The sequence below is a fragment of the Sanguibacteroides sp. AM78-02pH3A genome (assembly GCF_027666085.1).
Classification (GTDB): domain Bacteria; phylum Bacteroidota; class Bacteroidia; order Bacteroidales; family Marinifilaceae; genus Gabonibacter; species Gabonibacter massiliensis.
On record NZ_JAQEHX010000003.1, the window covers coordinates 419,483 to 440,931 of the forward strand.

Annotated in this window: 16 protein-coding genes; 7 read left to right on the plus strand and 9 right to left on the minus strand. The window is 40.2% G+C overall.

Annotated elements, in window-relative coordinates; translation table 11 throughout:
* Positions 1-85 precede the first annotated feature (85 nt).
* The 4 genes from PGR74_RS06750 to PGR74_RS06765 all read left to right on the plus strand — a co-directional run bounded on the left by PGR74_RS06750 (position 86) and on the right by PGR74_RS06765 (position 5,776).
* Complete coding sequence (locus PGR74_RS06750) at positions 86-1,015, plus strand: calcium/sodium antiporter (protein WP_041504466.1); 930 nt, start codon at positions 86-88, stop codon at positions 1,013-1,015.
* A gap of 285 nt (positions 1,016-1,300) precedes the next feature.
* Positions 1,301-1,729 (plus strand): immunoglobulin domain-containing protein, encoded by a 429-nt coding sequence (locus PGR74_RS06755; protein ID WP_270516862.1) that lies wholly within the window; start codon positions 1,301-1,303, stop codon positions 1,727-1,729.
* A 97-nt stretch (positions 1,730-1,826) separates the two neighbouring features.
* Positions 1,827-5,153, plus strand: coding sequence for a hypothetical protein (locus PGR74_RS06760; RefSeq protein WP_270516863.1), 3,327 nt, complete (start codon positions 1,827-1,829; stop codon positions 5,151-5,153).
* 215 nt (positions 5,154-5,368) lie between these two features.
* Positions 5,369-5,776 carry an immunoglobulin domain-containing protein gene (locus PGR74_RS06765; RefSeq protein WP_041504362.1) on the plus strand — a complete coding sequence of 136 codons (408 nt, stop codon included), beginning with the start codon at positions 5,369-5,371 and terminating at the stop codon, positions 5,774-5,776.
* 760 nt (positions 5,777-6,536) lie between these two features.
* Here PGR74_RS06765 and PGR74_RS06770 read toward each other — a convergent pair.
* From PGR74_RS06770 to PGR74_RS06785, 4 genes are all read right to left on the minus strand, one after another.
* Complete coding sequence (locus PGR74_RS06770; RefSeq protein ID WP_270516864.1) at positions 6,537-7,964, minus strand: hypothetical protein; 1,428 nt, start codon at positions 7,962-7,964, stop codon at positions 6,537-6,539.
* Between the two features lie 488 nt (positions 7,965-8,452).
* Complete coding sequence (locus PGR74_RS06775) at positions 8,453-10,102, minus strand: AMP-binding protein (protein ID WP_041504368.1); 1,650 nt, start codon at positions 10,100-10,102, stop codon at positions 8,453-8,455.
* Positions 10,103-10,206: 104 nt separating this feature from the next.
* On the minus strand, positions 10,207-10,791 hold the full coding sequence (locus PGR74_RS06780) for a DUF4251 domain-containing protein (protein WP_052634819.1): 585 nt from the start codon (positions 10,789-10,791) through the stop codon (positions 10,207-10,209).
* 144 nt (positions 10,792-10,935) lie between these two features.
* Positions 10,936-12,582 (minus strand): AMP-binding protein, encoded by a 1,647-nt coding sequence (locus PGR74_RS06785; protein ID WP_041504369.1) that lies wholly within the window; start codon positions 12,580-12,582, stop codon positions 10,936-10,938.
* 299 nt (positions 12,583-12,881) lie between these two features.
* Between PGR74_RS06785 and PGR74_RS06790 the strand changes: the two genes are divergently transcribed.
* Both PGR74_RS06790 and PGR74_RS06795 read left to right on the plus strand, forming a co-directional pair.
* Complete coding sequence (locus PGR74_RS06790; RefSeq protein ID WP_041504370.1) at positions 12,882-14,279, plus strand: glutamate decarboxylase; 1,398 nt, start codon at positions 12,882-12,884, stop codon at positions 14,277-14,279.
* Between the two features lie 204 nt (positions 14,280-14,483).
* A complete protein-coding gene (locus PGR74_RS06795) occupies positions 14,484-14,996 on the plus strand; it encodes a ferritin-like domain-containing protein (protein ID WP_041504371.1) in 513 nt (170 codons plus the stop codon).
* 72 nt (positions 14,997-15,068) lie between these two features.
* Here the strand turns inward: PGR74_RS06795 and PGR74_RS06800 are convergent, their stop codons facing one another.
* The 5 genes from PGR74_RS06800 to PGR74_RS06820 all read right to left on the minus strand — a co-directional run bounded on the left by PGR74_RS06800 (position 15,069) and on the right by PGR74_RS06820 (position 20,935).
* Positions 15,069-15,746: an ion channel gene (locus PGR74_RS06800; protein ID WP_041504372.1), complete on the minus strand. Its 678-nt coding sequence runs from the start codon at positions 15,744-15,746 to the stop codon at positions 15,069-15,071.
* Between the two features lie 71 nt (positions 15,747-15,817).
* On the minus strand, positions 15,818-16,783 hold the full coding sequence (gene glsA, locus PGR74_RS06805) for a glutaminase A (RefSeq protein ID WP_041504373.1): 966 nt from the start codon (positions 16,781-16,783) through the stop codon (positions 15,818-15,820).
* Between the two features lie 20 nt (positions 16,784-16,803).
* Positions 16,804-18,357, minus strand: coding sequence for a putative glutamine/gamma-aminobutyrate antiporter GadC (gadC, locus tag PGR74_RS06810; RefSeq protein ID WP_052634823.1), 1,554 nt, complete (start codon positions 18,355-18,357; stop codon positions 16,804-16,806).
* Positions 18,358-18,492: 135 nt separating this feature from the next.
* A complete protein-coding gene (locus PGR74_RS06815) occupies positions 18,493-19,680 on the minus strand; it encodes an MFS transporter (RefSeq protein ID WP_041504374.1) in 1,188 nt (395 codons plus the stop codon).
* 76 nt (positions 19,681-19,756) lie between these two features.
* A complete protein-coding gene (locus PGR74_RS06820) occupies positions 19,757-20,935 on the minus strand; it encodes a THUMP-like domain-containing protein (protein ID WP_041504375.1) in 1,179 nt (392 codons plus the stop codon).
* Positions 20,936-21,007: 72 nt separating this feature from the next.
* Here PGR74_RS06820 and PGR74_RS06825 point away from each other — a divergent pair, with 72 nt between their 5' ends.
* Positions 21,008-21,436 carry an N-acetyltransferase gene (locus PGR74_RS06825; protein ID WP_041504376.1) on the plus strand — a complete coding sequence of 143 codons (429 nt, stop codon included), beginning with the start codon at positions 21,008-21,010 and terminating at the stop codon, positions 21,434-21,436.
* Positions 21,437-21,449 lie beyond the last annotated feature (13 nt).

Below are 21,449 nucleotides of genomic sequence, written 5' to 3' on the forward strand. Positions count from 1 at the left end.
ATAGACTAAATTAGTTTATAATTTTGAAACTTCAAATATATTCTTTACGATTGTAAGAGGAAAAGAGTTTATATAATAGATGAATATGGTACTGAGTGTAGTTTTAGTTGTATTATCCCTGGCGATTCTTTATTTCGGGGCGGATTTTTTAGTGAAAGGAAGTTCATCCATGGCTGTTCGGGCGGGAATCTCCCCTTTGGTGGTCGGCCTGACGGTTGTTGCCCTGGGTACGAGTGCTCCCGAATTGGTGGTTAGTATAAAATCGGCATTGGAGGGTATCGGTAGCATCGCCGTGGGAAACGTGATCGGTTCCAATATTTTTAATATTTGTGTGATTTTAGGGATTTCCGCCATGATCTGTCCTTTGCAGGTCGATAGACGGTTGATTCGAATCGATACCCCAATCATGCTTATAGCTTCTCTCCTTTTTGTGCTGTTGTTTAGCGATGGGCATTTCGGGCGACTCCCTGGGATCCTGTTTTTGGTGGGGATTGCAGGATATATGTTATTTTGCGTATATAAGGCTAAAAAAGGAGAGGCTATCGAAGGGGAACAGGAGATAAAGCCGACGAAAAGTTGGTTGTTGGATGTAATTCTGGTGATAGGCGGATTGTTGTTATTGGTTTGGGGATCGGATATGTTGGTGAAAAATGCCGTGATCATTGCCAAAGCTTTGGGATGGAGTGAAGCCGTAATCGGATTGACCATCGTTGCTGCCGGAACGAGTATGCCGGAATTAGCGACTTCCGTCGTTGCCGCCTTAAAAAAAAGGACGGATATAGCTATCGGGAATGTAATCGGTTCCAACATATTTAATTTATTTGCCGTGCTGGGAGCTACGGCAACCATTACTCCCATCCGGACAGATCAGATTAATGTATTGGATATGGCTGTCATGCTGGGGGCGGCTATCATTGTACTCCCTTTTATGCGTACGGGATTTCGAATTGAACGTTGGGAAGGAATAGTACTATTTATTATTTATTTGGTTTATACGCTCTATTTATTGATATAATTTTAGTGCCTTCGAATTTCTAAAACGCCAAAGTAACCTTGAGTGACAGGATAGGATGGTATCATCACAAGTACTCGTGGCCGATGCGGTGAAATGGGTAAAGGTTGAGTAGCGATAGGAAAAATTTATCGTGAATTCGGGTAAAGAATTATTTTAATGAAGTATATCATTATCTCTTTATTTTTTTTTGATCTATTATTGTATTGTGAATGATATAATTATTTGCTATTGTAATTATTTTTATGTATTATTGTGAAAAGTGCAAATTATTAAAAACTCACGATCATGAAGAAAAAATTATTATTTGTCTTAGTGTCACTTGTAATTCTTACTGGATTTAAAAGCAGAGAAGCTGGATTAACCGATAATTTTAATGTCAAAAAGGTTCTTTCTTCGGAAGAGAACGGTTTACCTGAAATAACCAAAGTCGCCCCTAACGAAGAGGGACTTGTTTTTGGCATTGAGGGACAAATTATCACATTTTATATTGAATATACGGCAAATCCAGGTGCTACTTACAAGGTGTATAAAGGGGAACAGCTTCTGAAGAGTTCCGAGATTGCTAAAAACAAAAATAAGGTGACGGTTACGATAGAAAATGTAACGCGAGCATCAGAAGGAAGTTATATAATCGAAGTTGTCAATACGATTGGGGTTGTTGAGCAAATGTTTTATGTGACGGTAATTGTCATTGCCCCTGAATTGGAAGTTTAATTGACATATCGAAAATATATCTAAAAAAATAACTCTTTGTGGTATATGATTTTTATTCTGTTTTTTAGGTAGATAATTGAAAACGAGATCGGTCATTATGAATAAACGTAATATTTTTATAATAGCCCTGTACGAGTTTAAATGTGCTCGTAGAAATATCTTTTTCGGTATATTTACGATTTTATCTCTTGTCGGGCTTGTTATTTATCAATTTACCCCGACAGAGGTTAATTCCGTACATGACGTGTTTCGTTTTTCCATGGAATGGATTTCACAAGTTTTTCCTGCATCCTTGGCTTATAAAACGGCTTATTTTTTTAACCTTTTTCAATTGTTTTTTATTGTTGGCTTCGTTGTTGTCGATTCAAATATAAACCGGCTGGGAGTAATAGAAACTCTTCACGTACGCCCGTTTGGTAACGCGGAGATCGTGATCGGGAATTTTTTGGGGAAGCTCTTTCTTTTCACGTTAGTGAATTTGATCGTGTTTGTCGTTTCTATTTTGCTCAATGTTAGTTTTTTTTCTCGCTCTTTTGATTTGTCAGTTTATTTCTTTTACTGGATTACGTTGATTTTACCGACATCGGTTTATTTTCTCGGATTTTGTTACCTCGTGACTCGTTTTGTGCGGCATCCGGGGATCAGTATGCTGCTCCTGCTTGCTTTCTCGGGAATTATTATTTACGACGGGGCCGGATGGTTAAACGGCTTGCTTGATCCGTGTGCCCGTTCCATCCCGAACATGTTTTCGGATTTTACAGGGCATGTGAACTTAGAAAATTACTTGTTGCAAAGAGGTTTTACCTTGTCGGTCGGTATCGGCTTTCTGGTATTGTCCGTTCTTCCTTACCCGAGAGTACCTAATCATTTGCTGGCTTTCAGGAGAATTTCAGGTATTGCTTGCGGTATTTTTATCGTAACCTGCGGATTGGGTTTTGCTTATCAGGCTCGTCACGGGATTGTTCATGATAACCGGGAGGCTTATAAACAGGTGTACGAGGAGTTAGGAAAATTTCCTGCTGCTAAGGTCGTACGGAATGATTTGCGAGTAAAGGAGCTTGGGAATGGTAATATCTCGGTAGTCAGCGAGATGACTGTCACGAACCGGAATTCAGTCAAAATACCTTTAATTATTTACTTGAACCCGGGTTTAAAAGTGACCTCCTTCGAGATAGACGGGGAAACCGTTTTTTATCGTAGGGATCATCAGGCATTGATCACGGGTAAAGAGTTAAATCTGAGAGAGACTTGCAAGGTGTTGATTCGCTACGAGGGAGGTATCGAAAATGACTTGTGTTTTTTGGATACGCCCCCGGGGGCGTATACCTGCCCGGCAGTGAACGGTATAGGGATCTATCGTTTCGGGTATTCGCCTGCTTTTTGCGGTAAAAAATATAAACTGTTAACGCCCGAGTGTATTTGGTATCCCGTGTGCGTGCCGCCATATGGGGAATCAGGTATTAGGGTCGTAAACTTTTCCCGTTACAGTTTGAGAGTAGAGCATGATCCTCGTTTGATGGCTATCTCGCAAGGTGATCGTATTGAAAAAGAAAAAGGTGAGACGGAGTTTGCGTTTGCTCATGATATGCCGGGTATCAGTCTTTGCGTGGGAGACTACAACGAACGAACGGTACTGCTCGACTCTACGCGAGTATCGTTTTATTTTCATCCTGCTCACGAGTATCTTTTGGAAGAATATGATATTATACCGGAAGATACTTTGCCTAAAAGACTTTTGCGTAAAAAAGAGAATTTGGAAAATGAAGAGTGTATACAAACTTCGGAGTTTATAAAGAAATACTACATAGAGAAATATTATTACAAAAGGGGACAAGATGTTAGTGACCCTACCCAGCAGTATCCGTATCGTTGGGGTATATTAGTGGAAGTTCCCGTTGATTTTTATTGTTTCCCGCATGTGATGCAAAGGACGGGAGAGAGAGTGCAAGGTGGAATCGTGTTTCTCCCGGAAAAAGCTTACTCCATAAAAGCTTACCCATTCAAGGTCCCTAACGTCATTGAGGAAGAAGAGAAAGTAGATTATATCTCGAATATAAGATTGGCAAACGATATTGAAACCTTTATCGGTAAAGGTGGATGCAGTATAAGACCCATGTTACAGGGGAAAACAATATCCATTATCTCCCGGGAGTATCCTATCTTGCAGGATGTATTGAGCGATATATCACGTAAGAATAGGGGTACTGTATCGTGGACATATCCGGCGGAAGATTGTGTGGCCGTGGAATATTTGAGTCGAAATAGCTTGAAAGATGCCTTACAGGATAAATCCTTACTGCCCGAAGCATTGGAAAATATCATTCGTAAAAAAAATAATGAATTGCAGACTTATATATCGTTGTTTGTGGATCGAGAACGTTTTCGTCGATTTTATCATAACTTCTTAGCAAGCAATCTTTTTAAGGAGACAACAGCGGAAGAGTGTTTTTCCCAATTTTATCGAACATTTGGCATCCGGTTGGATTCGCTCATTGAAAGTTGGTACAACTCTGCTCGTTTGCCCTTACTCGATATCAGAGAACCTCGGGCGATCAAAATCACAGGTACCGAAAAGGCTTACTGGTTGTATTGCTTTAAGGTGTTTAACAGGAGCGACGTGCCGGGGCTTGTTGAAATAGATAATGATCAAAAATGGGTTATCCCCCCTCGTGCGGGAAGAGAGATCAGGACACGTGTTCTCATAAATCCTATGCAATCGGTTTTTAGTATGAGTACTCCTTTGGCTCGGAATCTTCCGGCTATGATATTATTAGAGCCGGAAGAGGCAAGTTATCTATCTGTAGACACGACAACTGGTGTCTTTAACGTAGATTCGTCTGTTTTTCTTCCGGCGGCGGGAGAGAATGAGATTATTGTTGATAATGAGGATGCCGGTTTTAGGGTAGTGAAAACGGAAAATCTTATTACCTCCCTATTCCGAAAAGAGAAGAGTGGTAAAAAATATTATGATCATGTCACTGGTGAGGATATTTGGTTACCCACGATTAAAGAACATTTCTATGGTTTCCCGGTGCGAAGTGCGCTTTATAAAGAAGTTAGCGAAGGTAAACAAAAAGTGGAATGGAGTGTTCGGTTGCATGAAGCAGGGAAGTATGAGGTTTTTTTTTACTACACGGCCTTCGCCGGTGGCGGTCGGAAAAGTATTCCTGATTGGATTGAATTCTCTTCTTTATCAGAAAAGAAAAAGCAAGAAACTTCACGTTTTTATACCGTTTTTGATGGCAGAAAAGAGCATAAAGTGGTTGTTGCTCCGGGAGAGGACGACTTGGGATGTTGGGTCTCTCTTGGAACATTTGATTTTACTGAAAACGCAAGGGTAACACTAAGTGATAAAAAAATGAATGAAGGGTATGCTCAGGGACTCGTTGCCGATGCGGTGAAATGGGTAAAAGTCAAAGAGTAATGATAAACGTTTTCGCGTATGAATGTTACGTATATTTAATTTGAGATTATTCTTATAAAATATAATCTATCGATAATCTACTGTTTTATAATGTAGTACGAGTGTTTATCGTGTTGTAAAGATTGAATACGATCAATAATTTAATTGTTATTATTGTTGGCGTGTGCAATTATTTTATCTATTTTAGTAAAATATATTAATTAAATCACATAACCATGAAGAAGAAATTGTTATTTGTTTTGGTGTTATTTATGAGTTTTACCGGGTTTAAAAACGGAGAGGTAAAGGTATCGGAGGGTTTATATATGACGAAGGGAATCCTTCGGGGTACGGCGATTCAACCTGTAATAACCGAGAAAGTTCCTAAAACTCTTGTTGTTAAGGGTTTTGAAGGACAGATTATTTCGTTTTATATTGTATATACCTCGCAACCAGAGGCTACCTGCGAGGTGTATAAGGATGGTAATCTGTATCATGGAGATATCGAAGTGCAAAAGAAAAAAGTAACTGTTACTATAAAAGAGGCAAAGACGAGTGATTCTGGCAGATATAAAATAGTACTTAGAAATACGGCAGGAACGACCGATGTATCATTTGACGTGACGGTATTGGCTGATCAGTGAAGATAAATTTATAACCTTATTGGAAATGATTGTTCCGGGAAATGGGTTTTGACCGTTTCCGGAACTTTTTTTTAGCTGTAATTTTATTTTCCTGACTGTTTGTAACCGAAAGTGATTGATGACGATTCTGCTTCTCTCGGTTATGGCGAAACAAGGGGATTTGTAAAGAGTGAAAACGGATGGGTGTGGTATCGTAATCCTTCAGTCTTGAAGCCTGCGATGTACGAGTTTAAATGTGTTTGTAGAAATATCTTTTTGGGTATATTTACGATTTTATCTTTTGTCGGACTTGTTATTTACCCATTTATCCCGACAGAGGCAAACTCGGTACATGACCTGTTTCGTTTTTCAATGGATCGGATTTCACAGGTGTTTCCTTCCTCCCTCGCTTATAAAACGGCTTATTTTTTTAATTGTTTTTTATTGTCGGCTTCGTTGTTGTCGGTTCATATATAAACCGGTCGGGAGTAATTGAATCTCTGCACGTACGCTCCTTGGGTAACGTGGAGATCGTGGTCGTGAGTTTCTTGGGGAAGTTCTTTTTTTCATGTTAGTGGATTTTATCGTGTTTTCCGTTGCTATTTTGCTCAATGTTAGTTTTTTTCTCGCTCTTTTGATATGTCGGTTTATCTCTTTTACTGGATCACGTTGATTTTGCCGACAGCGGTTTATTTTCTCGGACCTTGTTACCTCGTGGCGGATGCGGTGAAATGGGTGAATATAAAGGAGGGATAAAACAAACGCTATAACGAGGTTCGGTCTATTTTATCCTTTTCAATAGTTCGTTTTTTTTATCGGAATCTTTTAGTTGATTTATGAAATAAAGGGCATCGTTTCGGTTGGATACTGTTTGGTCGGATTCGTATTTCCTGACATAATGGATGGCGTGGTCCGGTAGGAACCTCCGGCAATCGATGTTTAGCATGAGGCCGTTGTTATGATCCGCATAGGATAGTCCGCTAACGGTATTTCCCGAGACGATGGAGATGATATGCTGCTTTTGCAGGTGACCCAGGTTGACGGTAATGGAGGGGTAGTAAAAATGGGCTTTGGAGGGTAGTGTAACGGTTAATTTCAACGTGTTGCCGATGAGTTGTTTTCGAATGACGCTATGTATGCGGTAGTAATTATATTCGTAGTACTCTTCCAGGCTGGGAGACCATACGGAATCGTCTCCGTCTTTTCCGTAAGTATTGTTAAGCCAAAGAAGAAATTGTGCCCAGGCGGGATCGGTTTTGTGAACTCCGATCTGGATGGCGGCTCTCTCCTCTTTGCTTTTTTGTAATTCGGACCGGATGTATTCTTTGGCTTGTTCGGTAGTGTAAAAGAATCTGTTCAGTAGTTGTTTATATAAGTCGTTTGTCGTTTTAAACGGGTATAAAGTGGAAGCTTCGTTTTGTGCCGTCATGATCCGGATCGGATCATACGCCAATGCTGCTTCCACGTAAGTTTTATTGCCGTCGGGCTCCGTTAAAACCTTGCATATCCGTCCCGATAATTTGTCTGAAATAAACCCTTGGGAGGTTATATAATGTGCTTTGATACTATCCGGATTGTGAACCATGGAGGTTTTTACATTATGGAAGGCTATGCCGACGCCGTAATTGACCATCTCGATAACGTTATTCCAAATAAGGCCGGATTTCATATAGAAACGGTAGTAATTTTGGGTGAAACCGACTTGTACGGAAGGTTTCGCATTCATCCATTCCCATTCGGGTGCAAGTGTTGTCGTGAAAGAGAAACGTACCTCGTTGCCGCTCCCGTCTGTACAGCCTAACGTTTTACCGAGATTGTAATTGTCCGGGGGTAAGTCTCCGGCTTTTAAATGGGCCGCATCGTAATAATATTTCGAGGATAACGGTTTACCGTGAATGGCCGCCCATGTATTGCAATAAGCTGTTTGACTACAATCATCCTGTGTTAAAAGGAATAACCAGGACTTATTGTATTTCAAAGGGGGGATTTTTGCTTCAATCTCTTTTAAGTCGATTTTACCGTCCGTCTTAATGACAAGTTCAGCTGTGATATCGTGGGATTCGCTCTTAAATGGATAAATATAAGCAATCTCTTCTTTTTCTTTCTGCTCTTCTTCTTGTTTCTCGGATAAATCGATTTTTTTAATACAAGAAATAAATAATGTAGATACTAAAACATAAGTAACAAGACTGATTATGTGCATTTTCATACTCTATTGTTTAATATTGGATGATAATAAAACGTTCGTTTATTAATATCCATGAGCGTTTAAATGATGAAATAAAGTATGAATATGTGATTTGTAAATTAACTATATTATAATCATATATATATAAGACTTGTTTGTTTCTTTGAATATATGATTTGTTTTGCTTAAATTTGGTTTTATAAAACGAACGTTTATTAATTGTATCTTAATATTGTAAATCGTAAGATTGCAAAGGTTTTATACAGAACGGACAAAAATCGTCTTTGAACATTTAATTCGAGTATAACAAAATGGTTTATGTGTTACTATATAGACAAAATCGTCAATTATTCTAATGATAATCAGTATGTTAATTGATGATGTAAAAGGGCTGTTTTGTACAAGACATACAAAAGTAACAGAGAAGTAGACTCAAATACTTAATGGGTATTTGCAAGGTAGAGTTTTATATGAAAAGGAGCTATTGGTGAAGACAGCTCCTTTTTATTTTATTGATACAAATAACGTTTGATACTACGTTTGGGAGTTTTTTCAAACTCTTCATTGTAGATTTTCATTTTCGTTATTTGGCTGTAAGCCGGAAGTGTTTTATTGACCTCCAGACGATTTTCTTCCATGATTGTGGTAAGGTTCTCTTCTGATTCCTTATGATCTGCGGTTGCTGCTTCAAAATCCGGATAAATCAGGGCAATTAGTTTACCTTCTTTTTCAATTACGATGGATTCCGCAACATATGGAAGATTATTAATTTGATCTTCAATCTCCTCCGGGTATATGTTTTGACCGCTCGGGCCCAAGATCATATTTTTGCTGCGTCCCTTGATATAGAGATAACCGTCGGAGTCTATCAGGCCTAAATCTCCCGTGTGCAACCATCCGTCGGGTGTAAGAGCCGCTTTGGTTGCCGCTTCGTTTTTATAATAGCCGTACATCAGGTTATCCCCTTTGGCTAATATTTCACCTACGATATGGGCCGGATCGGGAGAGTCGATTTTTAACTGCATTCGCGGGGCTGCTTTTCCGCAAGAGCCTTTTTTGAATGTTTCCCATCCGTCATAAGAAAGAATAGGACCGCATTCTGTCATTCCGTATCCGACGGTATAAGGGAAGTCGATGGAACGTAAAAATTCTTCGACTTCTTTATTTAGAGCTGCTCCTCCGATAATAAGTTCCTTAAAATTGCCCCCAAAAGCGTCAATAACTTTTTGTCGGATAGATTGTTTTACCTTTTTATCTATAAGAGGAAGATTCAATAATAACTTCATAATCGGCTTCTCCAATGTAGGAAAAACCTTTTTGCGAATGATCTTTTCAATTATAAGCGGTACTGAAATAATTAAATTCGGCTTTATCGTGGCGAAAGCTTCCGCGATGATTTTCGGTGAGGGAGTTCGAGTTAAAAAGAAAACATGCGCACCGCTGGCGAATTCGTAAATGAATTCGAAAGCCAAACCGTACATATGAGCCATAGGTAACATGGAGATGACCCGTTCTTCCGGAAGTTTGCCGAAAACACCGAAAGCAAATTTCAAGTTCGACCATAGGCTTCGATACGGAAGCATCACTCCCTTCGAAAAACTGGTTGTCCCAGAGGTATAATTGATGACAGCCAGATCTTGCAAGTTGTCGTATTGATAATTAACGTTCTCCGGTTTAAAGCGTTCCGGATATTTTTTTCCGAAAAATTCGTTCAGTCTATGGCGCGCCTCCGTAAGAGAACGACTGCGAGAAATAAGTAAAGAGTAATCTTCCATGCTGATAATCCCTTCTAAAAGCTCCATGGAATTTTCATTTAATCCTTCCCAAACGACACTTCCCACGAACAATAACTTAGCTTCGGAATGGTTCACGATATTGTGAATGTTATCCGTTTTGAACTCATTTAAAATGGGGACAGCTACCGCTCCATAAGACAGAGTGGCCAAAAAAGCGATTCCCCAATTGGTCGAATTACGACCGCATAAGGCAATTTTATCTCCTCTTTTGATGCCTGCATTTTCAAAAAGGATATGTAGTTTTTCGATTTTTCGAGCTACGTCTTTGTAACTGCAATTTACCCCTTTGTAGTCTGTTAAAGCCGGGCGATCCCAATTTTCTTTGATACTTTGTTCTATATAGAATAAAAAACTTTCTTCCATTGCATTATATGATGATATAAAATTCAAATTTAGGAAATTATTTTCAGATAACGCAAGAGATGAGTTTTTTTAAGAATTGAGAAAAGGGCCTTTAAGCCCTTTTCTTATTTCATATAAATAGCCTTTTTGTCTTCTGGAATAGAAGATACTTTCCCGCTATAAGAGATCGAAGCTCGCTTGTTACTATTGACTTTTACGCTACAATGCCCGTTGGAATAAATCTCCACGTAAAAGGAGAAGATATCGTTTCGGTTTCTAACCTGAAAAGAGTACATTATAAATTGTTTTTTTCGTTTTTGAATAACCTTTATTGATTCGTTTAGCAACTTTGCCTCTTCGAATTCGATGCCACCCCCCTCACCGTATGGGACAGAGTAAGCTCTGCCAAAGAACGGAAGCTTTCCGGTAGCGATCGTGTCCATTAAAAAGATCTCTCCTTGATTCATTGCTAAAGAAACATGACCTTCTCCGCCGATTGTTTTTTTCCCGTATTTGGAATCTATTACGATACTGCTGTTTCCGCTCGGGAACGCATCGTCAAGAGTGATGTAAAAAATTTTACTTTTCACGAGTTCCACGATGCGGTTAAAAGCGGCTGTATCCACTTTGGCTTTCTTCTCTCTTGCCGTTACTACAAAAGAGGAAAAAATAAGTATCCCAATAATTAAAATGCTTTTTCTTGTTTTCATAGTTTTTAATTTTAGTTGTTTTTCCCGTTTTTATGACAGACAAATTCTATACCGAAATGAAAAGAACCTGTCATTACGGCAAGATAATAAAAAATAGGTAATTCTCCCTATCTTTGAAATGTGTAAGTTTTGCAAACGGACTTTTTACTGATACAGGTAACGCTTGATACTTCTTTTCGGTGTTTTTTCGAATTCTTCGTTATGAATCATGATACGGGCTATCTGACTATAGGACGGGAGCTGTTGATTCACTTGTTTCCGGCTTTCTTCCAAAATCCGGGATAGGTTCTCCTCCGATATTTTATTTTGTTTCATAGCTTCGAAATCCGGGTATATTAATCCGATTAGTTTTCCTTCTCTTTCGATCACTAAAGATTCTGCGATATAAGGCATGACGTTCAGGTAATCTTCAATCTCTTCCGGATAAATATTTTGGCCGCTCGGTCCCAGGATCAGGTTTTTGCTACGTCCTTTGATATAGAGATAACCGTCTTTATCTATGATGCCGAGATCGCCCGTATGCAACCACTTGTCCGAGTCCAATACGACATTTGTGGCTTCAGGGTTCTCGTAGTAACCGTCCATTACGTTCATTCCGCGGGTAAGAATCTCTCCCACGACGTGTTCAGGATCGGAAGAGGCTATTTTCAATTCCATTCGATCTACGACCTTCCCGCAAGAGGTAGGGCGGAAGGTATCCCAATGGTCGAAAGCGATGGCCGGTCCGCATTCGGTCATGCCGTAGCCTACCGTGTAGGGGAATTTGACAGAATGCAAAAAGGCTTCCACTTCTTTGTTGAGGGCGGCTCCTCCGATAGCAAGTAGTTTGAATCGACCTCCGAAAGCATCTAATATTTTTTGTTTGATTTTGTGACGTATCTTTCCGTTTAAAACCGGAATTTTTAGCATGAGTTTAATATGAAATTTATCCAATTGCGATAGGACTCTTTTTTTGATTATCTTTTCAATGATAAGAGGAACGGCCACGATAAGGTGAGGACGTATTTCGGTAAACACTTCGTTGAGTATTTTAGGGGATGGCATTTTCTGCAAAAAATAGATGTGCGTGCCACTGGTAAACGGATAGATGAATTCGAACGCCAGTCCGTACATATGAGCCATGGTTAGGATAGATACCAATTTCTCACCCGGATTATATCCCATCTGATCCAAAGCATACCTTAAATTTGACCACATGCTTCGATACGGGAGCATGACTCCTTTCGGGGAGCTGGTTGTTCCTGACGTGTAATTGATCATGGCTAACTCTTCCGGAGCGTCTACACGATACAAGACGTCCTCGGCTGTAAAACGTTCCGGATATTTTTGTCCGAATAGTTCGTTTAAACGAGTATTGGTCTCTTCCAGTTTATTATTTCTGGAAAAAATTACCGAATAATCGGACATGGCTAATATACCGTCCAGGTCAGGCATATCTTCGTGATCTATTTCGTCCCATACCGATTTCCCGACAAAAAGTAGACGTGCTCCGGAATGGTTGATGATGTGATGGATGGTATCCGGTTTGAATTCGTTTAAAATGGGGACGGCAACAGCTCCATAAGTTAATGCGGCTAAGAAAGCAATACCCCAATTGGCTGTATTCCGACTGCATAGAGCAATTCTGTCTCCCGGATGGATATCGCTTTCTTTAAATAAGATATGTAATTTTTCCACTCTTCTGGCAACATCTTTATACGTGTGGTTTGCCCCCTGGTAATCGGAAAGAGAGGGTAAATTCCAATGCTCTTTTATACTGTGTTCGATAAGCTTTAAAAAACTTTCTTCCATAAAATGTTTTTTATTTCATTTAGACAATTTCTATGTTTATACTGAAAATCAGGTGGGAAGGTTCCGAAAATACAAGTGATCTGTTTTCGGAATTTAGGTTCCTTTTCTTCAGAGGTAAGGCAAGGTTTCTTTAAGCCATTTTTTATTAAAAAAGCATGAGGTAACAAAGCAAAGTGCAAGTGTAGTTAAATATTGTGAGGAGCCGAAACTTTCGATAGAATAACCCGTAACTATTAACGAGCGTCAAGAAATGCCACTCGTTAATTCATTATGTTACATTATATTAAAAACAATTAGTTATGAAAACAGAAAATCCAAACACGCCTATTTTTGGAACATCGGAAGAAGCTCGTGTTGCTCCGAAATACGAGATGCCTAAAACTTCTATGCCGGGAGAGGTCGCTTATCAAATCGTTCACGATGAAGCCATGTTAGACGGGAATTCCCGTTTGAATCTGGCTACCTTCGTTTCTACTTGGATGGATGATTATGCTCGTAGGGTTATGACCGAGAATATGGATAAAAATATGATCGATAAAACGGAATATCCTCAAACGGCAGAGATTGAGCGTCGCTGCGTGAATATTATTGCCAAATTGTGGAATTCACCGGAAAAACCATATTGTACGGGAACCAGTACCGTCGGGTCATCTGAAGCATGTATGCTGGGAGGTATAGCGGCTTTGAAGCGTTGGCAAAAACGTCGGAAGGCGAAAGGGCTTCCTATCGATAAACCGAATTTCATTATCTCAACTTGTATGCAGGTCGTATGGGAGAAATTTGCTATCTATTGGGATGTGGAAATGCGTATGGTACCGGTTACGATGGATAAGATCACACTTGACCCGCAGGAGGTAGTGAAAATGTGTGATGAAAATACCATCTGTGTAGTTCCAATCCAGGGAGTTACGATTACGGGTTTGAACGATAACGTGAAGGAAATCAACGATGCACTTGATAAATTGAATGCAGAAAAAGGTTGGGAGATTTGTATCCATGTGGATGCGGCAACCGGTGGGTTTATACATCCTTTTATCGACCCGGAAACGGTTTGGGATTTCAGATTGAAATGGGTACTTTCTATTAGTGTGTCAGGTCATAAATTTGGTCTGGTATATCCGGGTGTAGGTTGGGTTGTTTGGAAGGATAAGCAATATCTGCCTCAAGAGATGAATTTTGCAGTGAATTATTTGGGTGCTGATATCCCGAGTATTTCAATTAACTTCTCTCGTCCCGGAAATCAAGTATTGGCTCAATATTATCAATTCTTGCGTTTGGGATGGGAAGGTTATCGACAAATACAACAGAATTGTTTGAATGTATGCTTATATTTGAAAAAACGATTGCAAGATATGGGGATATTCGAATTTTTCAGCAATGAAATGCCGAATCCGCTGTTTATTTGGAAGTTGAAAGATGATCCCAAACGAAAATGGACCTTGTATGATTTGTCCGATGCCCTCCATGTGGAAGGTTGGCAGGTTCCGGCCTATACTATGCCTAAGGATATGGAGGATGTGGTTATCATGCGCGTTGTTGTTCGTCAGGGAACAGGTTTCGATTTGGCGGATTTGTTGATGGAAGATATGAAACGTTGCGTGGATCAGTTGAATAAATTGGAAGAACCCACGAACAGTGCTATTCTTTGGAATAAGAAGATGCCCCAAAAACCAAGAGGTTTTAACCACAGTAGGTAAGACCAAATAATTATTCTGTTCTGAAAATACCCCATCAAGAATCTTTCTCTTCGATGGGGTTTTACTTTTTATATTCCGGGAACGGTTCTTGGGAGTCAAAATAAACACCGAGAACCGCCCTATGGGTTATTTGTTAAAAATACAGGTTGCTCAAACAAAATGTTTGCTTGTCCGTTATATATATAAAAACTAAATACGAAGATTATGGCTAAAGAGAGTGTAAAAATCCTTCAAGGAAAGCTGGATGTAGAATGCTTGATTTCTCAATTGAATGCGGCATTGTCTGAAGAGTGGTTGGCATATTACCAGTATTGGGTAGGTGCGTTAGTAGTAGAAGGTACTATGCGTGCCAATGTACAAGGGGAGTTTGAAGAGCACGCAGAGGAAGAGCGCAAACACGCTCAAATGATAGCTAAACGCATCATGGAGTTGGAAGGAGAACCTGTTTTAAATCCTGAAAATTGGTTTAAACTGGCAAAATGTAAATATGTTACTCCAAAAGACTTCGATTCAGTCAGTCTGTTAAAAGACAATGTCGCTTCCGAGCGTTGCGCAATTTTGAGGTATCAGGAAATTGCCGAGTTTACGGACGGTAAAGATTTTACAACCTGCGATATCGTGAAAAAAATTCTGGCTGAAGAGGAAGAGCACGAACAGGATCTTCAAGATTACCTGACTGACATTGTCAGAATGAAAAAATCACTCCTTGCGAAGTGATTTGTTAATCGGTAGAGGAGACGGTTCTCGAGGTTTACAAATGTGCCTTGAGAACCGTTTCCGTTTAGTTGGTTAATTATTTTCCACTCCTTTTCGTTTAGCTTGAAACTTAGTAGTGACGTAAGCGGTAAAGATGGGGAAGAAAATCATGCCGGCAGCGGCTAAAATGACGGCGAGGGATTGTCCTATTTTCGTGACACCGAAGATATTGGAGCCTACGGTAGTGACATTCATAAGAGCCCAGTTGAAAGCGTCCCAATAGCTTTTAACCATAGGATTGACTCCGTGTTCCATGAAGAAAAAAAGGATGCTGCTGAAATAGATCGTCGTAAATAGAATCGTCAGGTAGGTTGCGAATAAATTGGTGACCTTACTGCGGCTCATCCATCCCACGATAAGCGATACTCCATATATCCCTCTGGCCAACGGTATCAGTCTTAGTGTCAACCACAAGCCGTGAGAGATCGTTGTCGTCAGGGAGTGGACGATGTTTAGATAAGGGATGGAAACCAATAAGAAAAACAGGTTGTTGAAAAAGAAACGTTGGCTCCATCCGTCTGTATACCAGCGAACAAAGAAGTCTGCTAAGAATATGGAACAGACCAATAGATGAAAATGAAGTATAAATCGTTCACTTAATACGTTTTGAGTAGATAGCAATTCGATCGAAATCACTACAATAATAGCGATACTTCCGATTAGGACAAGTGCATTTAGAAACTTCTCTAATGCTTTACTTTTAGGTATCATGTATAAGATAAGATTTATGGATCAGCTTTGCGACAAGAAAATGAATTCTTACCGCAAAGCTGGTAAATTAATTATTCCGTAATTTCTATACTGTTTCCATTGAATACATTTACTTTTAGTTTTTGAGCGATGTATTTAATGGCAGCCTGAGCTTTTACTGAATTTCCGGCTTCGTCCAATGGCGGAGCAAAAGCGGCAATACCGAATGCACCGGGAAGAATTCCCATAACCCCTCCGCCTACTCCGGTCTTGGCCGGAATTCCGCTGGTGTATAGCCAGTCTCCCGTATGTTCGTAGAAGCCGACTGTTGCGATTAGGGAGATAATTTGCGGGGCCAGATTCTCATCGAATACCTGTTTGCCCGTTACCGGATTTTTACCTTTATTGGCAATGGTGCATCCCGAAATAGCCAGTTGTTTGGCCGTTACGCCCATAGAGCACTGACGGGTATAAAGATCAAGAGCCATATCCGGATCGTCATATATTCTGTCGTAATTTTTGAGTAACCAGGCAATAGAACGGTTGTTGAAATTGGTGGCTGTTTCCGATTTGTATAGTTCATCCTGCAGAATGGGCTCACTGCCGCAAAGATCAGTCATGTTATCGATGATGGCAGACCATTTGGAATTACTGTCTCCTACGGGTTTAACCATACTGTCAGCAGCAATGGCCCCGGAGTTTACCAAGGGAGTACTCGGATGATCTTTTTCGAGTAAGATTGCCATGATTGAATTGAAAGGTAGTCCGGTTGCATCGGCTCCGATTTTTTCCAATAGGGCTTCAGCTCCGTATTGGCGTAATACCAGAATGGCCGTGTGTACTTTCGAAATGGATTCGATACCGAAAACATAATTGGTATCTCCGGCTTCAATGATTTCTCCGGAAGGGAGAGATATGGCTATTCCGAACAGATTAGGATCGATTTTTGCCAAGAACGGGATGTAGTCTGCGTTGGCTCCTCCCTTCATTCCCTTTAGTTTTTCATGAGCCTCGGCGACAACCGCCTTAAGGTCTGACAATTTGATAGTCTGTTTCATGTGCTTGTTTTTAGTTTGGTTTAATTTTTGTCTGTGCCCGGTGTCGTGCTATTTGTTTGTGTACTTTGGCTTGTAGTCGGTTGGGTTGAAGTTGCCGCTACGGCAGGAGCTTCTTCCCAATGGAAAGGTTCGATGTCTGCATTCGGATCTTTCCATGACGGTTTTCGTGCCGCGTAAATAATGAACGGGGTCGCAACCACAACAATACACCCGATGATTAGAACGGAGAACCAAACGGTGTTACTACCTGTATTGATCTGGGAAGGGGGAATAAAGCTTAATATAAATGCAAGTAAGGCTCCACAGAATCCGAGTCCGGCGATAATCCATATCAAACCGTTGCTTTTTCTACCGATAGCGAAGGGACGTTCTGCTTTTTTCATTTTGTAACGCAGTACAATGGCTCCCGAAAACATTAACAGGTACATGATTAGATATAGAAGTACCGTTAATTGGGAAAGGATCTGATAAAAGGATTGAACAGATGGCATAACGACGAATAGTAGGGCCAAAATGGTTACAATTCCTCCCTGTACGAATAGGATGTTTTTCTGTACGCCTATTTTGTTCGTTTTTTGAAAGAAAGGAGGTAAGTATCCGGCTTTACCCACGGTAAAAATACCTTTTGACGGACCGGCAACCCAAGTTAATACTCCTGCTAACACACCGAACATTAAGGCAATGGCGATAATGGGAGAAGCCCAGCTCAAATGAAGGTATCTCAAGTAATTGTCAAATCCCACCAATAAACTTTGTGTCAGGTTAATGTCTTTTGCTGGAATGATTAGACCTAAAGAGAAGGTTCCTAAAACGAAGATTAAAACGGTAATACCGGCACCGATGAAGATGGCTTTCGGATAATTCTTGGCAGCAGGAGGAGTTACGTCCATCACGTGAATACCCATCATCTCCATACCGGCGTAAAAAAGGAAGATACCCGAGGCTAATACCAAATTGTCGAAATTTGCCAAATCCGGAAAAAAGCCTTGACTCATGTCCATGTAATTATGCCCCCCGGTTGAGATGTAGATGATTCCGAAAATAATCAATAGGGCGGCAGGGATGATAGTTCCGACCATGGCGCCTATCTTGGAAACTTTACCGACCCATCCTAATCCTTTTAGCGAGATAAAGGTGGCGACCCAATAGATAATTAACACGGTAACCAGGGTGAAGACTTTATTAGAAGCTAATAGTGCGTCTCCTGCAGGATTCATTCCTATGTAAGCAATGGATACGGCTCCGAAAGTCAATACCGTCGGATACCATATGGTGCTCTCGATCCATTGGAGAAAAATTGCCAAAAAACCGAATCGTTTTCCATAAGCTTCGCCGACCCAACGGAAAACTCCACCTTGCTTTTGTGAAAACATTGCAGCTAATTCGGCGGCGACCAAGGCCGTTGGAACAAGAAATACGATAGCTGCAAACAAATAATAAAATGCGGAGCTTAATCCGTATTCTGCTTCTGCAGGTAGTCCCCGAAGGCTTACTACGGCTGCTACGTTCATGATTGCTAAAGTCATGACGCTGAGCTTTGCTACGGAACTCTTTTTGTTTGAATTTGTTGCCATAATTTAAATTGAAGTTTGGTTAATTAATTTAGAATATTGTTTTATAGTTTACTAAGCTTTATTTGTATTTCAAAGTAAGTACGGGAAACAGGGATGAAGGTTTAATTCCTCACAATATTTAACTTTGACAAAGTTTTACCATTCGTCTGGAGAAATTCCTACCGTTTTTGTTTTTCGGCGGAAGTAGACAAACAGGGTGAAAGCAGCACTGATAAACATATTCAACCAAAAAGGGAAATAGGATGAATCTGTCGAGAATAAGTTTTCCAATGCCCTAATTATGAATGGATAGGTGATAATGGCAATATAATTCATCGACATGACCAAAGCGAGGGCGTAGGTCGGATGGGGAGAACTGTTGGCTGTTTTATCGTAGATGACAGGTTGCATGCAACCGTATCCCAAACCGATTAAAGTTACGCCTAAGACGAGGGTAAATATATCACCTTTGAATGCAAATAAAATTAATCCTGATGTGATGGCAGCCATTGCTATAAAATTCGTGTAGCTTTTAAACCAGGATATGATTTTATTTATGAAAAAACCGGGAAGTGTCATGGATAAGAAGAATACTGAAATGAGGCTTCCGGACATATCGGATTTTCCGATGTGTAGGTTTTCCATGTAAAGAGCTAAGTTGAATGGAATCGTTAAGGCTAAGATCGTGATGAGGTAATAGAATAGCATTAGACCGACCGGCCAATGAAGAGTAAAAGATCGGTGTGGTGTCGACGAGTGTTTGGAAACGGGTGCCGGATCGTTTTTCAGCTTGAAGGCAAATAAAAGGGATATCCCCGATAAGCAATAGACCAAAAAGGAATAATGCCAATTAATATTGGCCAAAATACCGGATAACAAAGTAGCCAAGACTAACGTGATGTTTGTTATGGAAGAGGCTATACCTAATTGTTTAGTTCGATATTTACCTGTAAAATAATTTGCGATCAAACCGGTTGAAAAAGGAATAACCATTCCGGCGCCGATGCCTAATAATGCGCTGATTATCAGTAGTAAAATTAGGGTTTTTACAAATGGATAGATGATGCTGCATCCGAAAAATATGCTTAATCCGATGAGTAAGACCTTTTTTTGATTCGTATGCATGGATAGCCTGCCGGCTAAAAGGATAAAGGGGACGATGATAAAGGAGGGAAGTGATTCCAACATTTGTAATTGCAGATCGCTTGCCCCTTTAAAAATGGTTTCGAGGGATCCGAGTATAGGAGAAATGGCCAAGCCCGGTAAAGAAGTTACCATGGATATGGAATAGATGGCCAGTAGCGTAAATAAGGAAATGGTTCCTTGTCCCGTTTTTATTTTCATCTTTTTTCTAATTATCGTTCTTTTCGATGATACGAGTATCAGGATAAAAAGTTGAAGATGGCGATGGTTTTGGAATTTATTTACGGCATTGAATAAGAATGGGGGTATTCGGGTGTAAGGTGGTTGCGAATAAGTATACATGGCCACCTTCCGTGATTCTACTTTTTTGACGTAAATCTTTTACCGATAAATTGAAATTTCTTGTTGTTATGTTGGCTTGTGGAATAGTTCGGCAGAGCTGTTTTAATCCTTTTCCGGAAAAATCGAAGACCTTGTCAACGACGAATTTTCTCCCGGGAAACTCTTCAATCCACAGATCGGAAGTATAGAGATGACTGTGTGGATGCAGCTTCTCTACATTAAAACGTTTCGCGGGTAATTTAAAAGCTCCGGCCTTTAATATGGAACTGTCGGGTTCATATAAAAATTTCTTAATATGCGAAGTGAAGATTATTGTTGTTTCTTTTTCTGCAGAAAGTTGAAAGTCGAAAAGTTGTTTCTCTCCGGTAGAAGTGATATTTAATGTGGAGACGATGGGGTCAACATCTTTTTTTTCGTTTTCCAACACGTATAAAAGTTCTTTACATTCGTTTTTGACTGAAAGTACGTGGATTTCTGTCGTCTCTGGCAAAAGCCTTAGCGTTTCCATAATATCAGCCATAGGTGAGATCTTGATAATAACCCGTTTGGCATGATCTAACAAAAGGGGTTTTAATTGCAGTACGTCCGGTTCGCATTCGGATAAAGCGAATACCCGTTTGTTGCCTTCCGCTCTCCGAGCCGGATCGATGTAAAAGGTATCTACCTTGACGGATTCGGCAACATCTCCTGCCTCCTGATTTAAGACTTGTATGTTGTTCGCCTGTAATAGGCTGAAATTGTGTTTTGCCGCTTCACAGTAATGGGGAGACCGTTCCACGTAAATCACGTTCTTTACTTGTTTCGAAAAATAGAATGAGTCTACCCCTAAACCGCCGGTAAGATCGCATAATGTCTCTCCTCGAGTCAGTTTTTGTTTGTATTCTGCCGTGATTTCGGAAGAGCATTGTTCAGTAGCCAGACGGGAAGGATAAAATAATTCCCGGCAAGCGTGCCAAGAGGGTAATTTATCTTTTATTTGCCGTCTGGCTATGATTTGGTCCACGATTACAGGCATGTTGATTTCCGGGTATTTAGAGGCCGAGAGTAATAATTTATCCGTGTTATCGTTTTCGTGGAGTTTTATAAAATCAATGATAGACTGAGTCAGGATCATACATAAAATGAATTGAGATTTGATCTTCAAACATACGAAAAATTATTATCTTTATCTGATAAAAGAAGTAATATGATTCGTAAATATACGGTTCCGGACGAGGATGTCCTCGTGAAAATATGGTTGGAAGCCTCTTCTCTTGCTCACGATTTTATTCCGGAATCTTTTTGGTCGGAACAGGTCGAGAAAATGAAGCATCTCTATTTGCCTTCGAGTGAGACCTGGATACATGAGGGAGAAAACGGGGAGATCGATGGCTTCGTATCTTTGGTCGGAAATTATATGGCGGCTTTATTCGTGAGACCCGACCGGCAAAAAATGGGAATAGGAGGTGCTCTGATGCGATGGGTAAAGAGAAAATATGAACGACTGGAGTTGAATGTTTACACGAAGAATATTTCGGCGGTTGCATTTTATGAATGGCATGGTTTTAAGGTGTTAAGACGACAAATCGATGAAATGACGGGATGCGAGGAGTTCGTGATGGTGTATGAGGGATAAACTTCACGGTATA